This is a genomic window from Heyndrickxia sp. NPDC080065 (assembly GCF_050281185.1).
Classification (GTDB): Bacteria; Bacillota; Bacilli; order Bacillales; family Bacillaceae_C; genus Heyndrickxia.
This window is the reverse complement of the sequence record NZ_JBNNWS010000007.1, coordinates 230,951-246,165: the sequence shown is the minus strand read 5'-3', so window position 1 is coordinate 246,165 and position 15,215 is coordinate 230,951. Positions and strand designations below refer to the sequence as shown.

Genomic DNA, 15,215 nt, shown 5'->3' with positions numbered 1-15,215 from the left:
TCGTCGTCATTTTTCAAATCCATAGATTCCTTTAAAAAGCAGATTCGTTTGTAATTCAATATATTCTTCGATCGAATAATTCTTTTGAAGTGCCCAACGTCTAAATCCCCACATCTGGCCTTGAACAAAAATATTATGGGCTAATAAATCAACATGTGGATCATCCATTTCCAGTTCACCATTTTGAATACATCGACGAATCAAAGTTTCAAACATGCCTACCATTTCCATTTCTTTCTTTAACACATATGGCAATGCATCTTTGGATAATGATTTTGCTTCCTGATACATAACCAAAACCTCATCTTGCATTTCGTTCATGATGTTAAAATAATAGGCAATTCCGAGCTTCAAGCTTTCAAGTGTCCCCTTTTCTAAATCCATTCCTTGCAAGCGGTCTCGAACTTGATCATAAATGCTGTCACAGACGAGATATAAAATATCTTCCTTTGTACGAATGTATTCATATAATGTACCAATACTAAATCCGGCTTCTTGGGCAATTTCTCTCGTTGTTGTACGGTGAAACCCTTTTTGTTTAAAAAGGGCTACCGCTCCTCGAATCATTTGCGTCCTTCGCATATTAACAAGACGCTCATCCTTTACCGATGCATGTACTGCTCTTTTATTACTCACAAAATCAACTGCTTTCTCAATCAGATATAAGGAACCCCGATCCTCTGTCTGTTTCTTCGTTATATCGAATACCCCTTTGACCGTTTTTATTCTTATTAGTTGTTACTTTGTCAGCATTCGCGAGATTACTAGTCTTTGAATTTCTTGTGTACCTTCATAGATTTGGGTAATTTTTGCATCACGCATATATCTCTCAACAGGATAATCCTTTGTATATCCATAGCCGCCAAAGATTTGAACCGCTTCTGTTGTTACCTTCATAGCTGTATCTCCGGCTAGAAGCTTCGACATTGCTGACTCTTTTCCATATGGTAGGTCATTCGACTCCAGCCATGCCGCTTGGTAAGTTAGAAGACGTGAGGCTTCAATACTAGTTGCCATGTCTGCAAGTTTAAAAGAAATCCCTTGATTAGACGCAATAGGTTTACCAAACTGATGACGCTCTTTTGCATAAGCTACAGATGCATCTAGAGCTCCTTGAGCGATACCAACTGCTTGCGCTGCGATTCCATTACGTCCTCCATCAAGAGTCATCATCGCAATTTTGAAGCCTTCCCCTTCTTGACCCAATAAGTTTTCTTTTGGAACTTTACATTCCTCAAAAATGATTTCCGTTGTCGGTGATGAACGAATGCCTAGCTTTTTCTCCTTTTTCCCAACGGAGAAACCAGGAAAATCCTTTTCGATAATAAATGCACTTGTTCCTTTATGTTTGCTTGTCGGGTCAGTTAAAGCAAATACAACATAAATATCAGCGATTCCACCATTTGTAATGAAGATTTTTGAACCATTCAGTACGTAATGATCTCCTTCTAATCTAGCAGTTGTTCTCATTCCGCCCGCATCTGAACCGGAACCAGGTTCTGTTAATCCATAGCCGCCAATTTTTTCACCTTGTGCCATAGGCTTCAAATATTTTTGCTTTTGCTCCTCAGAACCGAATTTATAAATTGGCCAGCCAGCAAGAGAGGTATGTGCTGAAAGAGTTACACCTGTAGAAGCACAAACCCTTGAGAGCTCCTCAACAGCAATACAATAAGCTAAATAGTCGCTCCCAATTCCACCATATTCCTCTGGCCAAGGAATCCCGGTTAAACCGAGTTCAGCCATTTTATCAAAAATTTCACGATCGAAGCGTTCTTCCTCATCACGCTCAACAGCAGTTGGTGCCACTTCGTTTTCCGCAAAATCACGAACCATTTTTCGAATCATTTCATGCTCTTCAGATAACTTAAAATTCATCTTTATCTTCCCCTATCTATTGTTTACATCGAAACCTTGTGTTCTATAATTGTTTGCTTATGACTAATCGTTGTATTTCGCTTGTTCCTTCATAGATTTCGGTAATTTTGGCGTCACGGAAGTATCTTTCTACTGGATAGTCTTTTGTGTATCCATAACCTCCGAATATTTGAATCGCTTCGGTTGTTACTTCTACTGATGTACGAGAAGCAAATAGTTTCGCCATCGATGCTTCCGTTTTACAAGGGAGCCCTAATGTCCGCAAATTTGCGGAACGATAAACTAATATTTTGGCAGCCTCCACATTGGTTGCCATATCAGAGATCTTAAACCCTACCCCTTGTTGTGCAGCAATAGGTTTTCCAAATTGAACACGTTCTTTTGCATATGCAATAGATTTTTCAAGTGCGGCTTCTGCAATCCCCAGGCTTTGAGCGGCAATTCCAATTCTGCCTACATCTAAATTAGCCATCGCAATCTTGAATCCTTCGCCTTCCGCCCCTAGTAAATTTTCAGTAGGAACAGCCATATCTTCAAATGTCAGCTGTACTGTACGAGAGCCATGTAGCCCCATTTTGTGTTCATCTTTACCTATAACCAGACCTGGTGTATTTTTATCGACGATAAATGCCGAAATACCATCCTTCCCAGCCTCTGGATTCGTCTTCGCAAATACGATATAAGTATCTGCTTCCCCGCCATTTGTAATAAACACTTTTGAGCCATTGAGGACATAATGGTCACCTTTTTTAACTGCTTTAGATTTCAAATTCCCTGCATCTGAGCCTGCGCTAGGCTCTGTTAAACAAAATGCTCCTAAATATTCCCCTGACGCAAGCTTTGGAATGTATTTTTGCTTCTGATCCTCTGTACCGAAATATAGGATTGGGTTCGTTCCAACCGATGTATGCACGGATAAAATAACACCAATAGTTGCACTTACTCTCGATAACTCATTGATCGCGATGATATATGAGGTAAAGTCCATTTCTGAACCGCCATACTTTTCCGGAATCGTTATACCCATCAACCCTAAATCTGCCATTTTGCGAATAATTTCTCTAGGAAACTCTCCTTCTTCCATCTTATCTATGAAAGGAGCAATTTCTGCTTCTGCAAAGTCACGAACCATTTTCCTCATCATTTTCTGCTCTTCGGTGAATTGTAGATTCATTATTGTCTCCCCTTAATCAAGTCGTTTACAAACTGTTTTAGTAAGAAAGGTTTTGTTGTTACTAATAAAACCCTGTATGGTATACACTTTCTATAGTTTTACTACGTTAAGAAATCGCTCCACGTTTACCATACAGCTGATTTTTCAGTCGGTTTTAGAAAAAAGCCACCGAAATCATTCGTAAGTATAAAATCCTCTGCCAGATTTTTTACCAAGCCATCCAGCCTTTACGTATTTTCTAAGAAGTGGACAAGGGCGATATTTATCGTCTCCAAAGCCTTCATGCAAGGTTTCCATAATATACAAGCATGTATCTAAACCAATAAAGTCTGCTAAGGTTAAAGGTCCCATTGGATGATTCATCCCAAGCTTCATTACTTCATCAATCGCTTCTTTTGTTGCCACTCCTTCATATAAGGTGTAAACGGCTTCATTAATCATTGGCATCAATACTCGGTTTGAAACAAATCCTGGAAAATCATTGACTTCTACCGGAATCTTGTTTAATGACTTAGTCATATCTTCTACTGCTTGATATACTTCATCTGCAGTTGCGAGTCCACGAATAATTTCTACTAGCTTCATTACTGGGACAGGATTCATAAAATGCATACCAATCACTTTTTCCGGTCGATTGGTTGCGGCTGCAATTTCTGTAATTGGTAAAGATGATGTATTTGAAGCTAAAATAGCATGAGGCGGTGCAAATTGATCTAATTCCTTAAAAATTTTGCTCTTTACTTCCATATTTTCCACAGCTGCTTCAATCACAATATCTACTTTTTCAGAGTCTTGTAGACTAGTAGATGAAATAAAATTTGAAAGAATGTCGCTTTTTTCTTCTTCAGTCATTCTTCCCTTATCCACTTGTCGTGATAAATTCTTCGAAATAGCTCCCATCCCTTTTTCGACGAATTCTTCTTTTAAATCATTTAAATAAACCTTATATCCTGCTTGTGCACATACTTGAGCAATTCCTGAACCCATTTGTCCAGCACCAATGACCATAACTGTTTGAATTTCCATGTGAAATACCCCCTCTGAAAAATTATCTGCACGAAACAGACACCAATTCACACGAAATAACCGATTATTCGCGCGAATGAGATAGAGATCCGCACGAAAAAGTACTTTTTATGCACGAATCACTACTAAAGTCCTAGTTGTTTCTTACTTCACTTCAATCATAATAGCGTCGCCTTGACCTCCGCCTGAACAAATCGCTGCAATTCCAATTCCGCCGCCACGTCGTTTTAGCTCTTGAATAAGAGTCAAGATTATTCTTGCTCCGCTCGCACCAATTGGATGACCAAGTGCAATGGCTCCACCGTTGACATTTACCTTTTCAGTGTCTAAATTTGCTATCTTACCGCTTGCAAGAGCAACAGCTGCGAAAGCTTCATTGATTTCAAATAAGTCAATTTCATCTAATGTTTTCCCCGTTTTCTTTAACAGCTCATTAATCACTAAACCAGGTGTTTGCGGAAAATCTTTAGCTGGAATTGCAACAGCTGTTTGAGCAACAATAGATGCAAGTGGTTCGAGTTCTAATTCTGCTGCTTTTTCTTCACTCATTAGGACAAATGCCGCTGCCCCATCGTTCACCCCTGGGGCATTTCCCGCAGTTATCGTTCCATCCTTATCGAAAGCGGATGGTAATTTCGCTAATTTTTCAATAGATGTATCACTTCTTGGCGCTTCATCATCTTTCACAATAAGAGGAGTTCCTTTTCTTTGCGGCACTTCCACTGGAACAATTTCTTCTGCAAACTTTCCTTCTCGGATTGCCTTTACTGCCCTTTCATGACTCCTCAATGCCCAAACATCCTGCTCTTCTCTTGAAATGGTGAACTCACGAGCAGTATGATTTCCGTAAGAACCCATAGGAACACCAGAAAATGAACATGTTAAGCCATCATATGTCATTAAATCCTTTACATCGGCATCACCCATTCTTAAGCCCCAGCGTGCATTGGGTAATATATAAGGAGCATTTGACATCGATTCCATCCCACCGGCAACAATGATATCCTCATCACCCGCACGAATGATTTGATCCGCTAATGTCACACTTCTCATTCCAGAAGCACATACTTTATTAATCGTTTCTGTCTTCACTTCCCACGGTATATCTGCTAATCTAGCAGCCTGTCTTGAAGGTATCTGTCCTTGCCCTCCTTGCAGAACGGAACCAAAAATGACTTCCCCTACATCTCCGGGTGAGATATTTGCCCGTTTCAATGCCTCTTTAATGGCTATTCCTCCCAGCTCAGAGGCAGTAAGTGAACTTAATTTTCCACCGAATTTTCCAAAAGGTGTCCTTGCTCCACTGACAATGACTGTCTTTGACATCTTAATCCTCTCCTTTAAGAAATAGATGATGCTTTAAATATAGTAACCGCTTACAAGAAGTTGACTGAACGCTCGCTCAACGTACAGCTTTTTGAAAAGGGACTTAAAAAGCCCCTTATAAAATATTTTTTTATTCAAATGTTCAGTCAATAATTATCGTTAACACTATTTTATCGAAAAAATAGTAGAAATTGAAACACTTTATTAAAAATTCACAATTATTTATGTGCTCAATTTCTACTACAGGTCAATTTATCGGTCAGTTTTTAATAATATCAGCCAATTTGCTATTATATCGGCCAGTTTTCAAATATATCGGTCAATTCCACTAATATATCGATCATTAGCTGATTTTTTATGATGCAATGGTTTGCTCTTGTTCACCACAAACAGCTTTTTCAAGTAATTCAGCCACATCATAAGTTTTAACTGTTTCTTCTACTTCCTTCGCTTTTGTTCCATCCGATAACATCGTTAAGCAGTATGGACATCCGGAACTAATAACAGATGGGCTAACAGCTAATGCCTGTTCGGTACGAGAAACGTTAATGCGATGTCCAGTATCCTCTTCCATCCACATTAAGCCGCCGCCAGCACCACAGCACATTCCTTTTTCACGGTTTCTTTGCATTTCTACCAGCTTCACACCAGGAATAGACTTTAAAATTTCTCTTGGTGGGTCATACACCTCATTATAGCGACCTAAATAGCATGAATCATGGAATGTAATCTTCTCATTTACCTCATATTTTGGTTTTAGTCGGCCTTCTTTCACTAATTGGTAAAGAAGCTCTGTATGATGGTAAACCTCTGCCTCTAAACCGAAATCAGGATACTCCTTCTTAAAGATGTTATAGGCATGAGGATCAGTCGTAACAATCTTCTTCACTTCGTTTTTCTCAAACTCAGCAATATTTTGTCCGGCTAACTCTTGGAATAAAAATTCGTTTCCTAAACGACGCGGAGTATCACCAGAGTTTTTCTCCTTGTTTCCTAGAATCGCAAATTTTACACCTGCTTCATTCAGAAGCTTTGCAAATGAAAGTGCGATTTTTTGACTACGGTTATCGAAGGAGCCCATGGAGCCAACCCAGAATAGGTATTCGAATTCTTCTCCGGCTTTTTTCACTTCTTTTACGGTAGGAATATGAACATCCTCGCGGGCATCACGCCATTTTTCGCGATCTTTGCGATTTAACCCCCATGGATTTCCTTGTCTTTCAATGTTTTGCATCGCTCTTTGAGCATCTGCATCCATTTTTCCTTCTGTTAAAACTAAATAACGGCGCAGATCAATAATTTTATCGACATGTTCATTCATAACCGGACATTGATCTTCACAGTTACGGCACGTTGTACATGCCCAAATCTCTTCTTCAGTAATGACCTCTCCAATAAGGTTCGGATTGTAGCTTAACGCTGCTGCTGATTCCTCTGCACCTTGCCCTGCACTTGCTAATGCAATTTGATTTCCTTTTGTATTCGCAAAGGCAAAGGTTGGTACCCATGGCTGCTTTGATGTGACAGCTGCACCATGATTCGTTAAATGATCTCTTAATTTGAGGATCAAATCCATCGGAGAAAGCATTTTCCCCGTACCGGTTGCAGGACACATATTCGTACAACGTCCACACTCAACACACGCATATAGGTCAACTAATTGATGCTGGGTGAAATCTTCAATTTTTCCAACACCATAGGACTCTTGTGATTCATCTTCAAAATCGATCTTGCTTAGCTTTCCAGCACCATCAAGACGGTTTAAGTATACATTCGCAGGTCCAGCAATTAAGTGGGCATGCTTAGATTGTGGAACATAGACTAGGAATGAGAGTAGGAATATTAAATGCACCCACCAAGCAATATAAAAAATGACGATGGAAGCTGTTTTTCCAATCCAGCCAAATGCTAAGGCAACGAGTGAAGCAATCGGTTCTGTCCATGATACTTCTTCACCATGCCAAATAATGCCCATCCCATTTCCGATCAATACCGATACCATTAATCCGCCAATAAATAAAAGAACAAGTCCAGATTTAAAGCCTCTTTTTAAACGAACTAATTTCTCAATATAACGGCGATAAAACGCCCAAACAACTGCTACTAAAATGACAAGTGTGACGATTTCTTGGAAGAATGTAAATCCAGCATAAAGCGGACCTAACGGTAAATGAGAATTTGGTCCAAGACCTTTCCAAATGAAATCAATTGCTCCGAATTGGACTAGGATAAAGCCATAGAAGAACATGACATGAATCGCACCGCTCTTCTTATCCTTAAGCAATTTTTTCTGACCAAACACATTCACCCAAATCTTTTGCAAGCGTTCTTTTACACGATTATCAAATTCAACTTTTTTCCCCAGTTTAATATATTGAATTCGGGTTTTAACTACATAAACAAATAATGAGACCGCGTAAACGGTTACAAAAAGGAACGCAATCCAGTTCACCCATAGTAACCATGACATAATGATACCATCCCCTCCATATAATACTTTCCTATAAATACCCCTAAATTTTCTGAATGTTGCTTAATTATATTATATAGTGAATGAGCATTCAGTCAACGATTTTATTAAAAATTTTTCGACTATGCTTTATTTTCAAAGAAGAGTTAATTATTGATATTCTTCCTTGAAAAAATGTATTTCTGATAAAGTCCTGTAGAGTATGCTTTAGCTGATATAACTTTTATGTAGTTCCTGCCCCTCATGTTTATCGGATTTATGGAAATACTAATCAACACGTCATCTTTCAAATGGGAGAGAGATTTATGCTGACATGGCTTTGGATATTGATCGTATTTCTTTTAATAATCATTGCTCTATGTGCAGCAGATTATTTTATAGGAAAAAGAAATTACCAAAAACAATTAAAAAAGAGGGAGTATCCAGAGCGGAAAGGAGATATTCACCTGGTTACACGAGGAAACGATTTATTTTCAATCTTTTTTTCTGATATAAGAAAAGCAAAATCTAGTATCCATGTTCTGTTTTATATTGTAAAAGGTGATCAATTTAGCAAAGACTTTTTATTATTATTGGAACAAAAAGCTTTAGAAGGTGTAGAAGTACGACTGCTATTAGACTGGATTGGGAGCCATAGTATTCCAAAAACATTGGTGAGGAAATTAAGAAAGGTTGGAGTGGAAATAGCCTTTTGCCATCGGCCGCGTTTCCCTTTTTTATTTTTTACTCTGCAACAAAGAAATCATCGCAAATGCGCAGTCATTGATGGAAAGATTGGCTATGTCGGCGGCTATAATGTTGGAAAAGAGTACATAGATAAGGATCCAATCTTATCTCCTTGGCGTGATTATTGCTTACGATTTACTGGAGAAAGCGTTACAGACTTGCAACAAGAATTTTTGGTAAATTGGCTAAGGGCTACTGGTAAATCTTATGTTGAGGAAAAAAAGTATTTTCCCGACTTAGGTAAAGGACCTATGTTACATCGATTTTTTCCAACGGATGGACTGTATTTTGAAACAGAAGTTTGCAAGCTTATTGACCATGCCAAAGATATCATTTATATTGGAACACCTTATTTTATTCCATCGATTCGTATATTAAACAGTCTTACTTCTGCATTAAAAAGAGGAGTAGCGATCAAAATTTTGGTTCCTGAAAAAGCCGATCATATGTTAGTAAAAGAAGCCTCTTTCCGTTATTTCCGCAGCTTAATTACAGATGGGGCTGAAATTTTCCAGTATTTAAACGGTTTCTATCATGCAAAGGTGATGCTTGTGGATCAATCCGTATGTCAAATTGGAACAGCAAATTTTGACCGAAGAAGCTTCTTTCTGAATCATGAATTAAATTGTTATATTTATGATCAAGATTTCATCGAAAGAATGACTAAAGTCGTTGAAAAGGATATTTTAGATTCTCATCAAGTTACTATAGATGAACTTCTTAATACAACCTTCCTATCAAAAATAAAAGAACTCGGTGCAAGGGCAATTGCCGATATTTTATAAGGAAATTACTCGACAAATTTTTGGTTGCTATCCTTTAAGAAAATAGCTTCATTTCTAGTTTCCCGTATTTTTTAATCAAACGTTTGATTAATAATTTTCTAGTGACAAAGATGGGGTATTATGTCAATACATGTCGTGTCATGTGGTTTCTTTGTCTGACTTGCTCATTTTCTTTAGTTGAGTGATTTTCTCTCGACAATTTTCATAGAACCTATTTTTAAAAAACAGTATGGATACAAGCAGTTCATCTTTTTTAATCAAACGTTTGATTAATTGTGTTTAAGTGGTTTAGATAATAGATTTTGTAGAAACACCTCGGGTAACGGAGGTTCTTTAACTAAATTGCTTATTTCTTTTATACAAGATGTTTTTCTTCTACATTTTTCGGAGAACATTTCCATGAAAAACGGCGTGAATACTAGTAATTCTCCTTTTTTAATCAAACGTTTGATTAATTACCTTAGATAAAATTTAAGTCGAAAAAACAGGTATCCTTAGATACCTGTTTTCACTTTCGATGCTATTACATTTTTTCTGGAGCAGAAACACCGATTAACGCTAATGAATTTTTTAATGTGATTTGTACAGCCTTAATTAATGCTAGGCGTGCTTTTGTCAGTTCAGTATTTTCTTTATCTAATACTTTTTCTGCATTGTAAAAGCTATGGAAGGTTGATGCTAAATCATTAATATAATTCGTGATGCGGTGAGGGATTCGTTTCTCTGCCGCTTCAGCAACGACTGCAGGGAAATCACCTATTTTCTTCAATACTTCTATTTCTTTTTCCGCTTTAATTAAGTCAAAGCTTGCTTCTTTATCTACGACAAATCCTTGTTCTTCCCCTTGGCGTAAAATGCTGCAAATACGTGCATGGGCATATTGAGCATAATAAACAGGGTTTTCATTTGATTGTGAAACAGCTAAGTCTAAATCGAAATCTAAATGAGTATCGGCACTTCTCATTGCAAAGAAATAACGAACACCGTCAAGACCTACTTCTTCAATCAAATCACGCATCGTTACTGCTTTTCCTGTCCGTTTACTCATTTTCATTTTTTCGCCATCTTTATAAAGATGAACAAGCTGAATGATTTCCACTTCTAAATCAGCTGGGTTAAAGCCTAACGCTTCCATCGCTGCCTTCATCCGTGGAATGTATCCATGGTGATCGGCACCCCAAATATTGATCAGCTTTTCAAAGCCACGGTCAAATTTATCCTTATGGTAAGCAATATCTGGAGTTAAATACGTATAAGATCCATCATTTTTAATAAGTACTCGATCCTTATCATCCCCGAAAGTCGTTGAACGGAACCATGTTGCACCGTCCAATTCATAGACATGCCCTCTTTCACGAAGAACCTTCAGCATGTCATCAATCTTTCCGTTTTTATAAAGAGAAGTTTCAGAATACCATACATCAAATGGGACACGGAAATTTTCCAAATCCTTTTTTAATTTTTCCATTTCGAACTCTAACCCATACTGACGGAAAAATTCGTAGCGCTCTTCATCACTTTTTTTCGTATATTCGTCACCGTATTGTTCAGCTAACTTTTTACCAATTCCAATGATGTCTTTTCCATGATAGCCATCCTCTGGCATTTCTTTTTCCATGCCAAGGGCTTGGTAATAACGAGCTTCAACAGATACAGCTAAATTATGAATCTGATTTCCTGCATCATTAATATAGTATTCACGACTGACATCATAGCCAGCTTTAGCCAAAACATTGCATAAGGAATCCCCTACTGCCGCACCACGAGCATGTCCTAAATGTAAATCTCCGGTTGGATTAGCTGATACGAACTCAACTTGAATCTTTTGTCCTTTTCCTGAGTCTGTTTGGCCGTATCCATCACCAGCTTCGATAATTGTTGGAATAAGATCTGTTAAGTAGCTATTATTCATATAAAAATTAATAAAACCTGGTCCGGCAATTTCAATTTTTTCAATGGATGCTTTAGAAGTATCGAAGTGAGAAACAATCGCTTCTGCAATCATTCTTGGTGCTTTTTTCGCAACTCGTGCAAGCTGCATCGCTATATTCGTTGCATAGTCACCATGTGCTTTTTCTTTTGGTGTTTCTAATATAATATCTGGAATTTGCTCCTCAGTTGCTAAGCCAGCTTTTAATACTGCATCTTTAATTTCATTTTTTAAATTGAATTGAATTTGTTCAACAATATTCATGAATTATTTTGCCTCCCTATATGTGATGTACATTTCATATGTTCCGGATACTTCACCATTCATACAAAGATCATATTTTAATAAAAATTGACCTTCACTTGTTTCTATCTTTTTTGTCCTTGTTGATAGCAATAATGTGCCATATGGACTTTCATAGGATCCGTTTTTCTCCACATCGGCATGAAAACTTAACCGCATCTTAACAGCTCCACTACGTAAAATCACTGCATCTCGGTCAGACATTTTAACAATCGTATGTACCGTTCCCTCTTCCAGTACTTCATCATACTTCAAAAAGGCGGCATTTCCTTTTTGATAAAAAAGCCCCTGCAGCATTAGTTCATAATTATCTTCTTCTTGATCCTGTTTAATAACTGTCTTTAAGTGAATATTGACAGGAATTTGATTGATATCAGCTGCCAAATATTTCTCATCCTTTTCAAAGGTCATAAGAAGGTAGGAATGAAGAAAAACGTCCCACCCATTTATAACCTAAATTCATATATATAAAATTTTTTGATTTTCATTATAACCTATTAAGTATAAAAATATTTCATAAGAAAATCAATCCACTATAAGATTAGTAATAGTGCACTAAGAGCTGGTGTCATAATCATTGCTGTTTTTAAAATCGCTTTCGGTACAAGATTAGTAAATTTAGCACCGAAATACGCACCTAGCATCGTACCAACTAATACTTGAAGTAGTAGCACAACATCTAAGAAGCCTTCAGATGAAAAGCCAACACCGCCTCCAACAGCGATTGGAACAATGGCAAGCATCGTTGTCCCCACTGATTGACGAAGAGACAGACCTAAAAAGGTTAGAAGACCTAATTGAATAAAAGGTGTTGAACCAATTCCGAACGTACCTGAGAGAATCCCTGTATTGATACCTAATATAGCTGCTTTCATCAATGTAACCAAGTTTATTGACCAAGCATCGGTATTCTTCTCCCTCTTTTTCATAAAAAATAAGCGAAATACTAATAAGAGTGCCGAAAGAAATAGCATTCCTGCTGTTAAATAATGCATATCATTCGTCGGGATAAACGCTGCAATTTTAGAGCCAATAAATGCCCCAACAGCACCAAACCCACCGACAAGAAGCCCTGCCTTTACAGAAATATTTCCTTCTCGGTAATGACTGAATGCTCCTGATAAGCTAGTAAACGCCATTGCCGTTAAAGAGGTCGCTAAAGCTATATGAATAGGAACCTTATACACAAGGGTAAGTATTGCAATAATAAATCCTGAGCCACCTGCTCCAATAAAGCCAAGAATTGCTCCTAGGACGAGCATGGTAAGTACAATAGCCATGGCTGTCACTCCATTCAAACAAAATTCAAAAAATCAGCGAATCATTTTTATAATTACTTGACTATTATAACGTATTAAATTCCTTTTTCTAATGAAAGGTATTTTATTAGAAACTGTTTTTTGTAAAAAGGACTTTATTCCACATTAGATGGTGTCTTTTAATTTTTCAGTTCAAAAATAATAAAGTTAAAAAAACAAAAAACGCCTGTTCGAATACAAGCGTCAAATTTAAAAGCGTTTTATCTTATTAATGGGCATTTTCAATCTTCTTATATTTTGAAAGATCCTTTTCGAAGACCTTTTCATTTACCCCTTTATCTATTTTGATACTCTTAGTTTTAAAGTAATGCTTCACCTTATTGTTTTCATCATAAACATTGAAAGACAATAAAAGCCCTGCGCTTTTTTCAACAATCATATCAAATTTTCCAGCCAAACTTTCTGACACTGACTTATCTATTACTCCTGTTATCTTATAGCTGGGCAGCCCCAGATAGGTTACTTCTTTAAAGTTCCAGTCTTCATATCTAATAAGGTAAATAGAATTTTCTGTATGGATTACGTTTGCTGCCTTGGCAAAAGTATCATCAGTTCTATCTTTCCCATATAGCCTTTCAGTTGGGCTGAGTTTCGCATAATCCTCATTTTTAGACATTGGTACAGGCGGAAATTCTTGATAAGTATGGTCATTCTCATAAAACTCTATTTTTTTCTTTTCCTTTTCCAACCTCAAAATTGTTTTATTATCTTCTACAGAAAAAACTACTGATCTTCTTCCCTTAACATCTACGGCATATTTAGTAGTCCATACTTCATTCACATCGCGGCTAAATACTTGGTACTCCCCTTCCAAGGTTTTAATGTAGTCTATTGAATCTAGCATTCTTAAAAGAATTTTTTCCTTTTCTGGATATTCTGCATTGTTTTTCGTTTCGTCTTTTATCTTGTTTATGGAAACCTCATCCCCAGTTGAACTACTTGTCTTTGATTGAGGTTTACCAAAAAAATCAAATTGATATAACAAAAAAGCAGACATAATAGCAATCACTATGATTGGCACAACTAACTGTTTCACTTTCACTTTTTCATTCACCGCCTTTTTATTCTTTTTCTCATAAAAAACACATTCCATGTGCATTTAAAACAAAAATTAAATTAATCATTTAATGAAATTCTATGCTTGTACATTTTCCCCTGATTATATTTAAGAAGATAAAGATCAGCTTTTGATTTAAGGTCTACTCCCCATTCTTTTCGCATCGAATAAATCAACATCACCTTTGTTGTAGAATTTGGCGAAAATCCTTGTTTTATATTCTTATTTAGTGGATGTGAAAGAAATCGTTCAAGATCTATTTCATTATTTACTGAATTGCTCCGTATAGATATATCAAGTCCAAGATTTATTATTTCTTTTGTTGTATTTTCAATTTGTAGTGGAACTTCATAAAGAATTTCTTTATCTAACTCTTTCATTGATGGCTTACCAAAGGTGTAGGTAAGATCTTTGACTGTAAAAGGTTTCCCCAACGTTTCTTTCATTTCAATTACAGCATAATCTTTATATGGGCGATTCACTTGCTGATAACGAAAAAGGCTAAAACTAACGAAAAGGAATAAGAATATTAAAACGAGAATCCATCTAGTTTTTTTAGACCGCAACATGAGTAATCACCTCATGTCCAACTATTTTCCCTCCGTCAATTTGATAAATTTCATCAGAAACTTTATCCAATGATTCCCGATCATGACTAGCGATTAAAATCGTTTTCCCAGCGTTCTTTAAGTCAAGAATGATTTGATTTATACTCTCGACCCCTTCTTCATCTAAAGCATTCGTCGGTTCATCTAAAATGATGAGATCGGGGTTCTCCATTATTGCTTGTGCAATCCCTAACCTTTGCTTCATTCCGAGAGAATATTTTTTAAACTTCCTTTTATCCTTGGGATCTAGACCTACTTTCTTAATTGCTTCTTCTACTTGTTCCTTAGTAATTTTGCGTTGGATAAAGGATAGAAGCTCTAAGTTTTTCAGGCCTGTATATTCTGGAATAAATCCTGGACTCTCTATAAGCAAACCTAAATTCTCAGGAAAAGAAATATCCTTCCCAATAGTCTTCCCATCTACAACAATGGTCCCTTTTGATGGACGGATAAGCCCGGCAATCGCTCGAAACAGCATCGTTTTCCCTGAACCATTTTTGCCTCTAAATCCATATATTTTTCCTTTCATTAATTGTAGGTTAATATTATTTAATACCGTGTGACTTTGTATCGTTTTTGAAACATTTTCAATAACTATATATCGACTCATTTC

The 15,215-nt window shown here is 36.9% G+C and carries 13 protein-coding genes; 1 reads left to right on the top strand and 12 read right to left on the bottom strand.

The genetic code is table 11. The annotated features are described in order from the left end of the window. Window positions 1–6: 6 nt before the first annotated feature. The 6 genes from ACQKP0_RS10510 to ACQKP0_RS10485 form a co-directional block, all read right to left on the bottom strand. Window positions 7–636, bottom strand: a complete 630-nt coding sequence (locus ACQKP0_RS10510) for a TetR/AcrR family transcriptional regulator (protein WP_427405788.1) — start codon at window positions 634–636, stop codon at window positions 7–9. A 102-nt stretch (window positions 637–738) separates the two neighbouring features. Then, a complete protein-coding gene (locus tag ACQKP0_RS10505) occupies window positions 739–1,878 on the bottom strand; it encodes an acyl-CoA dehydrogenase (protein WP_427405787.1) in 1,140 nt (379 codons plus the stop codon). A 43-nt stretch (window positions 1,879–1,921) separates the two neighbouring features. Next, a complete protein-coding gene (locus ACQKP0_RS10500; protein ID WP_427405786.1) occupies window positions 1,922–3,052 on the bottom strand; it encodes an acyl-CoA dehydrogenase in 1,131 nt (376 codons plus the stop codon). Between the two features lie 174 nt (window positions 3,053–3,226). Further along, window positions 3,227–4,078, bottom strand: a complete 852-nt coding sequence (locus ACQKP0_RS10495) for a 3-hydroxybutyryl-CoA dehydrogenase (protein WP_427405785.1) — start codon at window positions 4,076–4,078, stop codon at window positions 3,227–3,229. A gap of 144 nt (window positions 4,079–4,222) precedes the next feature. Beyond that, complete coding sequence (locus tag ACQKP0_RS10490) at window positions 4,223–5,404, bottom strand: acetyl-CoA C-acetyltransferase (RefSeq protein WP_427405784.1); 1,182 nt, start codon at window positions 5,402–5,404, stop codon at window positions 4,223–4,225. 355 nt (window positions 5,405–5,759) lie between these two features. Then, on the bottom strand, window positions 5,760–7,874 hold the full coding sequence (locus ACQKP0_RS10485) for a heterodisulfide reductase-related iron-sulfur binding cluster (RefSeq protein ID WP_427405783.1): 2,115 nt from the start codon (window positions 7,872–7,874) through the stop codon (window positions 5,760–5,762). Window positions 7,875–8,179: 305 nt separating this feature from the next. Between ACQKP0_RS10485 and cls the strand changes: the two genes are divergently transcribed. After that, window positions 8,180–9,385: a cardiolipin synthase gene (cls, locus tag ACQKP0_RS10480; protein WP_427405782.1), complete on the top strand. Its 1,206-nt coding sequence runs from the start codon at window positions 8,180–8,182 to the stop codon at window positions 9,383–9,385. A 523-nt stretch (window positions 9,386–9,908) separates the two neighbouring features. Here the strand turns inward: cls and argS are convergent. The 6 genes from argS to ACQKP0_RS10450 all read right to left on the bottom strand — a co-directional run bounded on the left by argS (window position 9,909) and on the right by ACQKP0_RS10450 (window position 15,212). Beyond that, complete coding sequence (gene argS, locus ACQKP0_RS10475) at window positions 9,909–11,579, bottom strand: arginine--tRNA ligase (protein ID WP_427405781.1); 1,671 nt, start codon at window positions 11,577–11,579, stop codon at window positions 9,909–9,911. Between the two features lie 3 nt (window positions 11,580–11,582). Then, window positions 11,583–12,029, bottom strand: a complete 447-nt coding sequence (locus ACQKP0_RS10470) for a DUF1934 domain-containing protein (protein ID WP_427405780.1) — start codon at window positions 12,027–12,029, stop codon at window positions 11,583–11,585. 122 nt (window positions 12,030–12,151) lie between these two features. Beyond that, window positions 12,152–12,898, bottom strand: coding sequence for a sulfite exporter TauE/SafE family protein (locus tag ACQKP0_RS10465; RefSeq protein ID WP_427405779.1), 747 nt, complete (start codon window positions 12,896–12,898; stop codon window positions 12,152–12,154). Between the two features lie 247 nt (window positions 12,899–13,145). Next, window positions 13,146–13,991, bottom strand: a complete 846-nt coding sequence (locus ACQKP0_RS10460) for a hypothetical protein (protein WP_427405778.1) — start codon at window positions 13,989–13,991, stop codon at window positions 13,146–13,148. A gap of 62 nt (window positions 13,992–14,053) precedes the next feature. Continuing rightward, window positions 14,054–14,476 (bottom strand): hypothetical protein, encoded by a 423-nt coding sequence (locus ACQKP0_RS10455; protein ID WP_427405777.1) that lies wholly within the window; start codon window positions 14,474–14,476, stop codon window positions 14,054–14,056. Window positions 14,477–14,549: 73 nt separating this feature from the next. Continuing rightward, complete coding sequence (locus ACQKP0_RS10450) at window positions 14,550–15,212, bottom strand: ATP-binding cassette domain-containing protein (protein WP_427405776.1); 663 nt, start codon at window positions 15,210–15,212, stop codon at window positions 14,550–14,552. Between the last annotated feature and the right edge of the window lie 3 nt (window positions 15,213–15,215).

Excerpts from the sequence above, each read along its gene's own strand:
- ACQKP0_RS10490 (WP_427405784.1), bottom strand. The coding sequence starts at position 5,404 with ATGTCAAAGACAGTCATTGTCAGTGGAGCAAGGACACCTTTTGGAAAA.
- ACQKP0_RS10485 (WP_427405783.1), bottom strand. The coding sequence starts at position 7,874 with ATGTCATGGTTACTATGGGTGAACTGGATTGCGTTCCTTTTTGTAACC.
- ACQKP0_RS10465 (WP_427405779.1), bottom strand. The coding sequence starts at position 12,898 with ATGGCTATTGTACTTACCATGCTCGTCCTAGGAGCAATTCTTGGCTTT.
- argS (WP_427405781.1), bottom strand. The coding sequence starts at position 11,579 with ATGAATATTGTTGAACAAATTCAATTCAATTTAAAAAATGAAATTAAA.
- cls (WP_427405782.1), top strand. The coding sequence starts at position 8,180 with ATGCTGACATGGCTTTGGATATTGATCGTATTTCTTTTAATAATCATT.
- ACQKP0_RS10450 (WP_427405776.1), bottom strand. The coding sequence starts at position 15,212 with ATGAGTCGATATATAGTTATTGAAAATGTTTCAAAAACGATACAAAGT.
- ACQKP0_RS10470 (WP_427405780.1), bottom strand. The coding sequence starts at position 12,029 with ATGACCTTTGAAAAGGATGAGAAATATTTGGCAGCTGATATCAATCAA.
- ACQKP0_RS10500 (WP_427405786.1), bottom strand. The coding sequence starts at position 3,052 with ATGAATCTACAATTCACCGAAGAGCAGAAAATGATGAGGAAAATGGTT.
- ACQKP0_RS10505 (WP_427405787.1), bottom strand. The coding sequence starts at position 1,878 with ATGAATTTTAAGTTATCTGAAGAGCATGAAATGATTCGAAAAATGGTT.
- ACQKP0_RS10495 (WP_427405785.1), bottom strand. The coding sequence starts at position 4,078 with ATGGAAATTCAAACAGTTATGGTCATTGGTGCTGGACAAATGGGTTCA.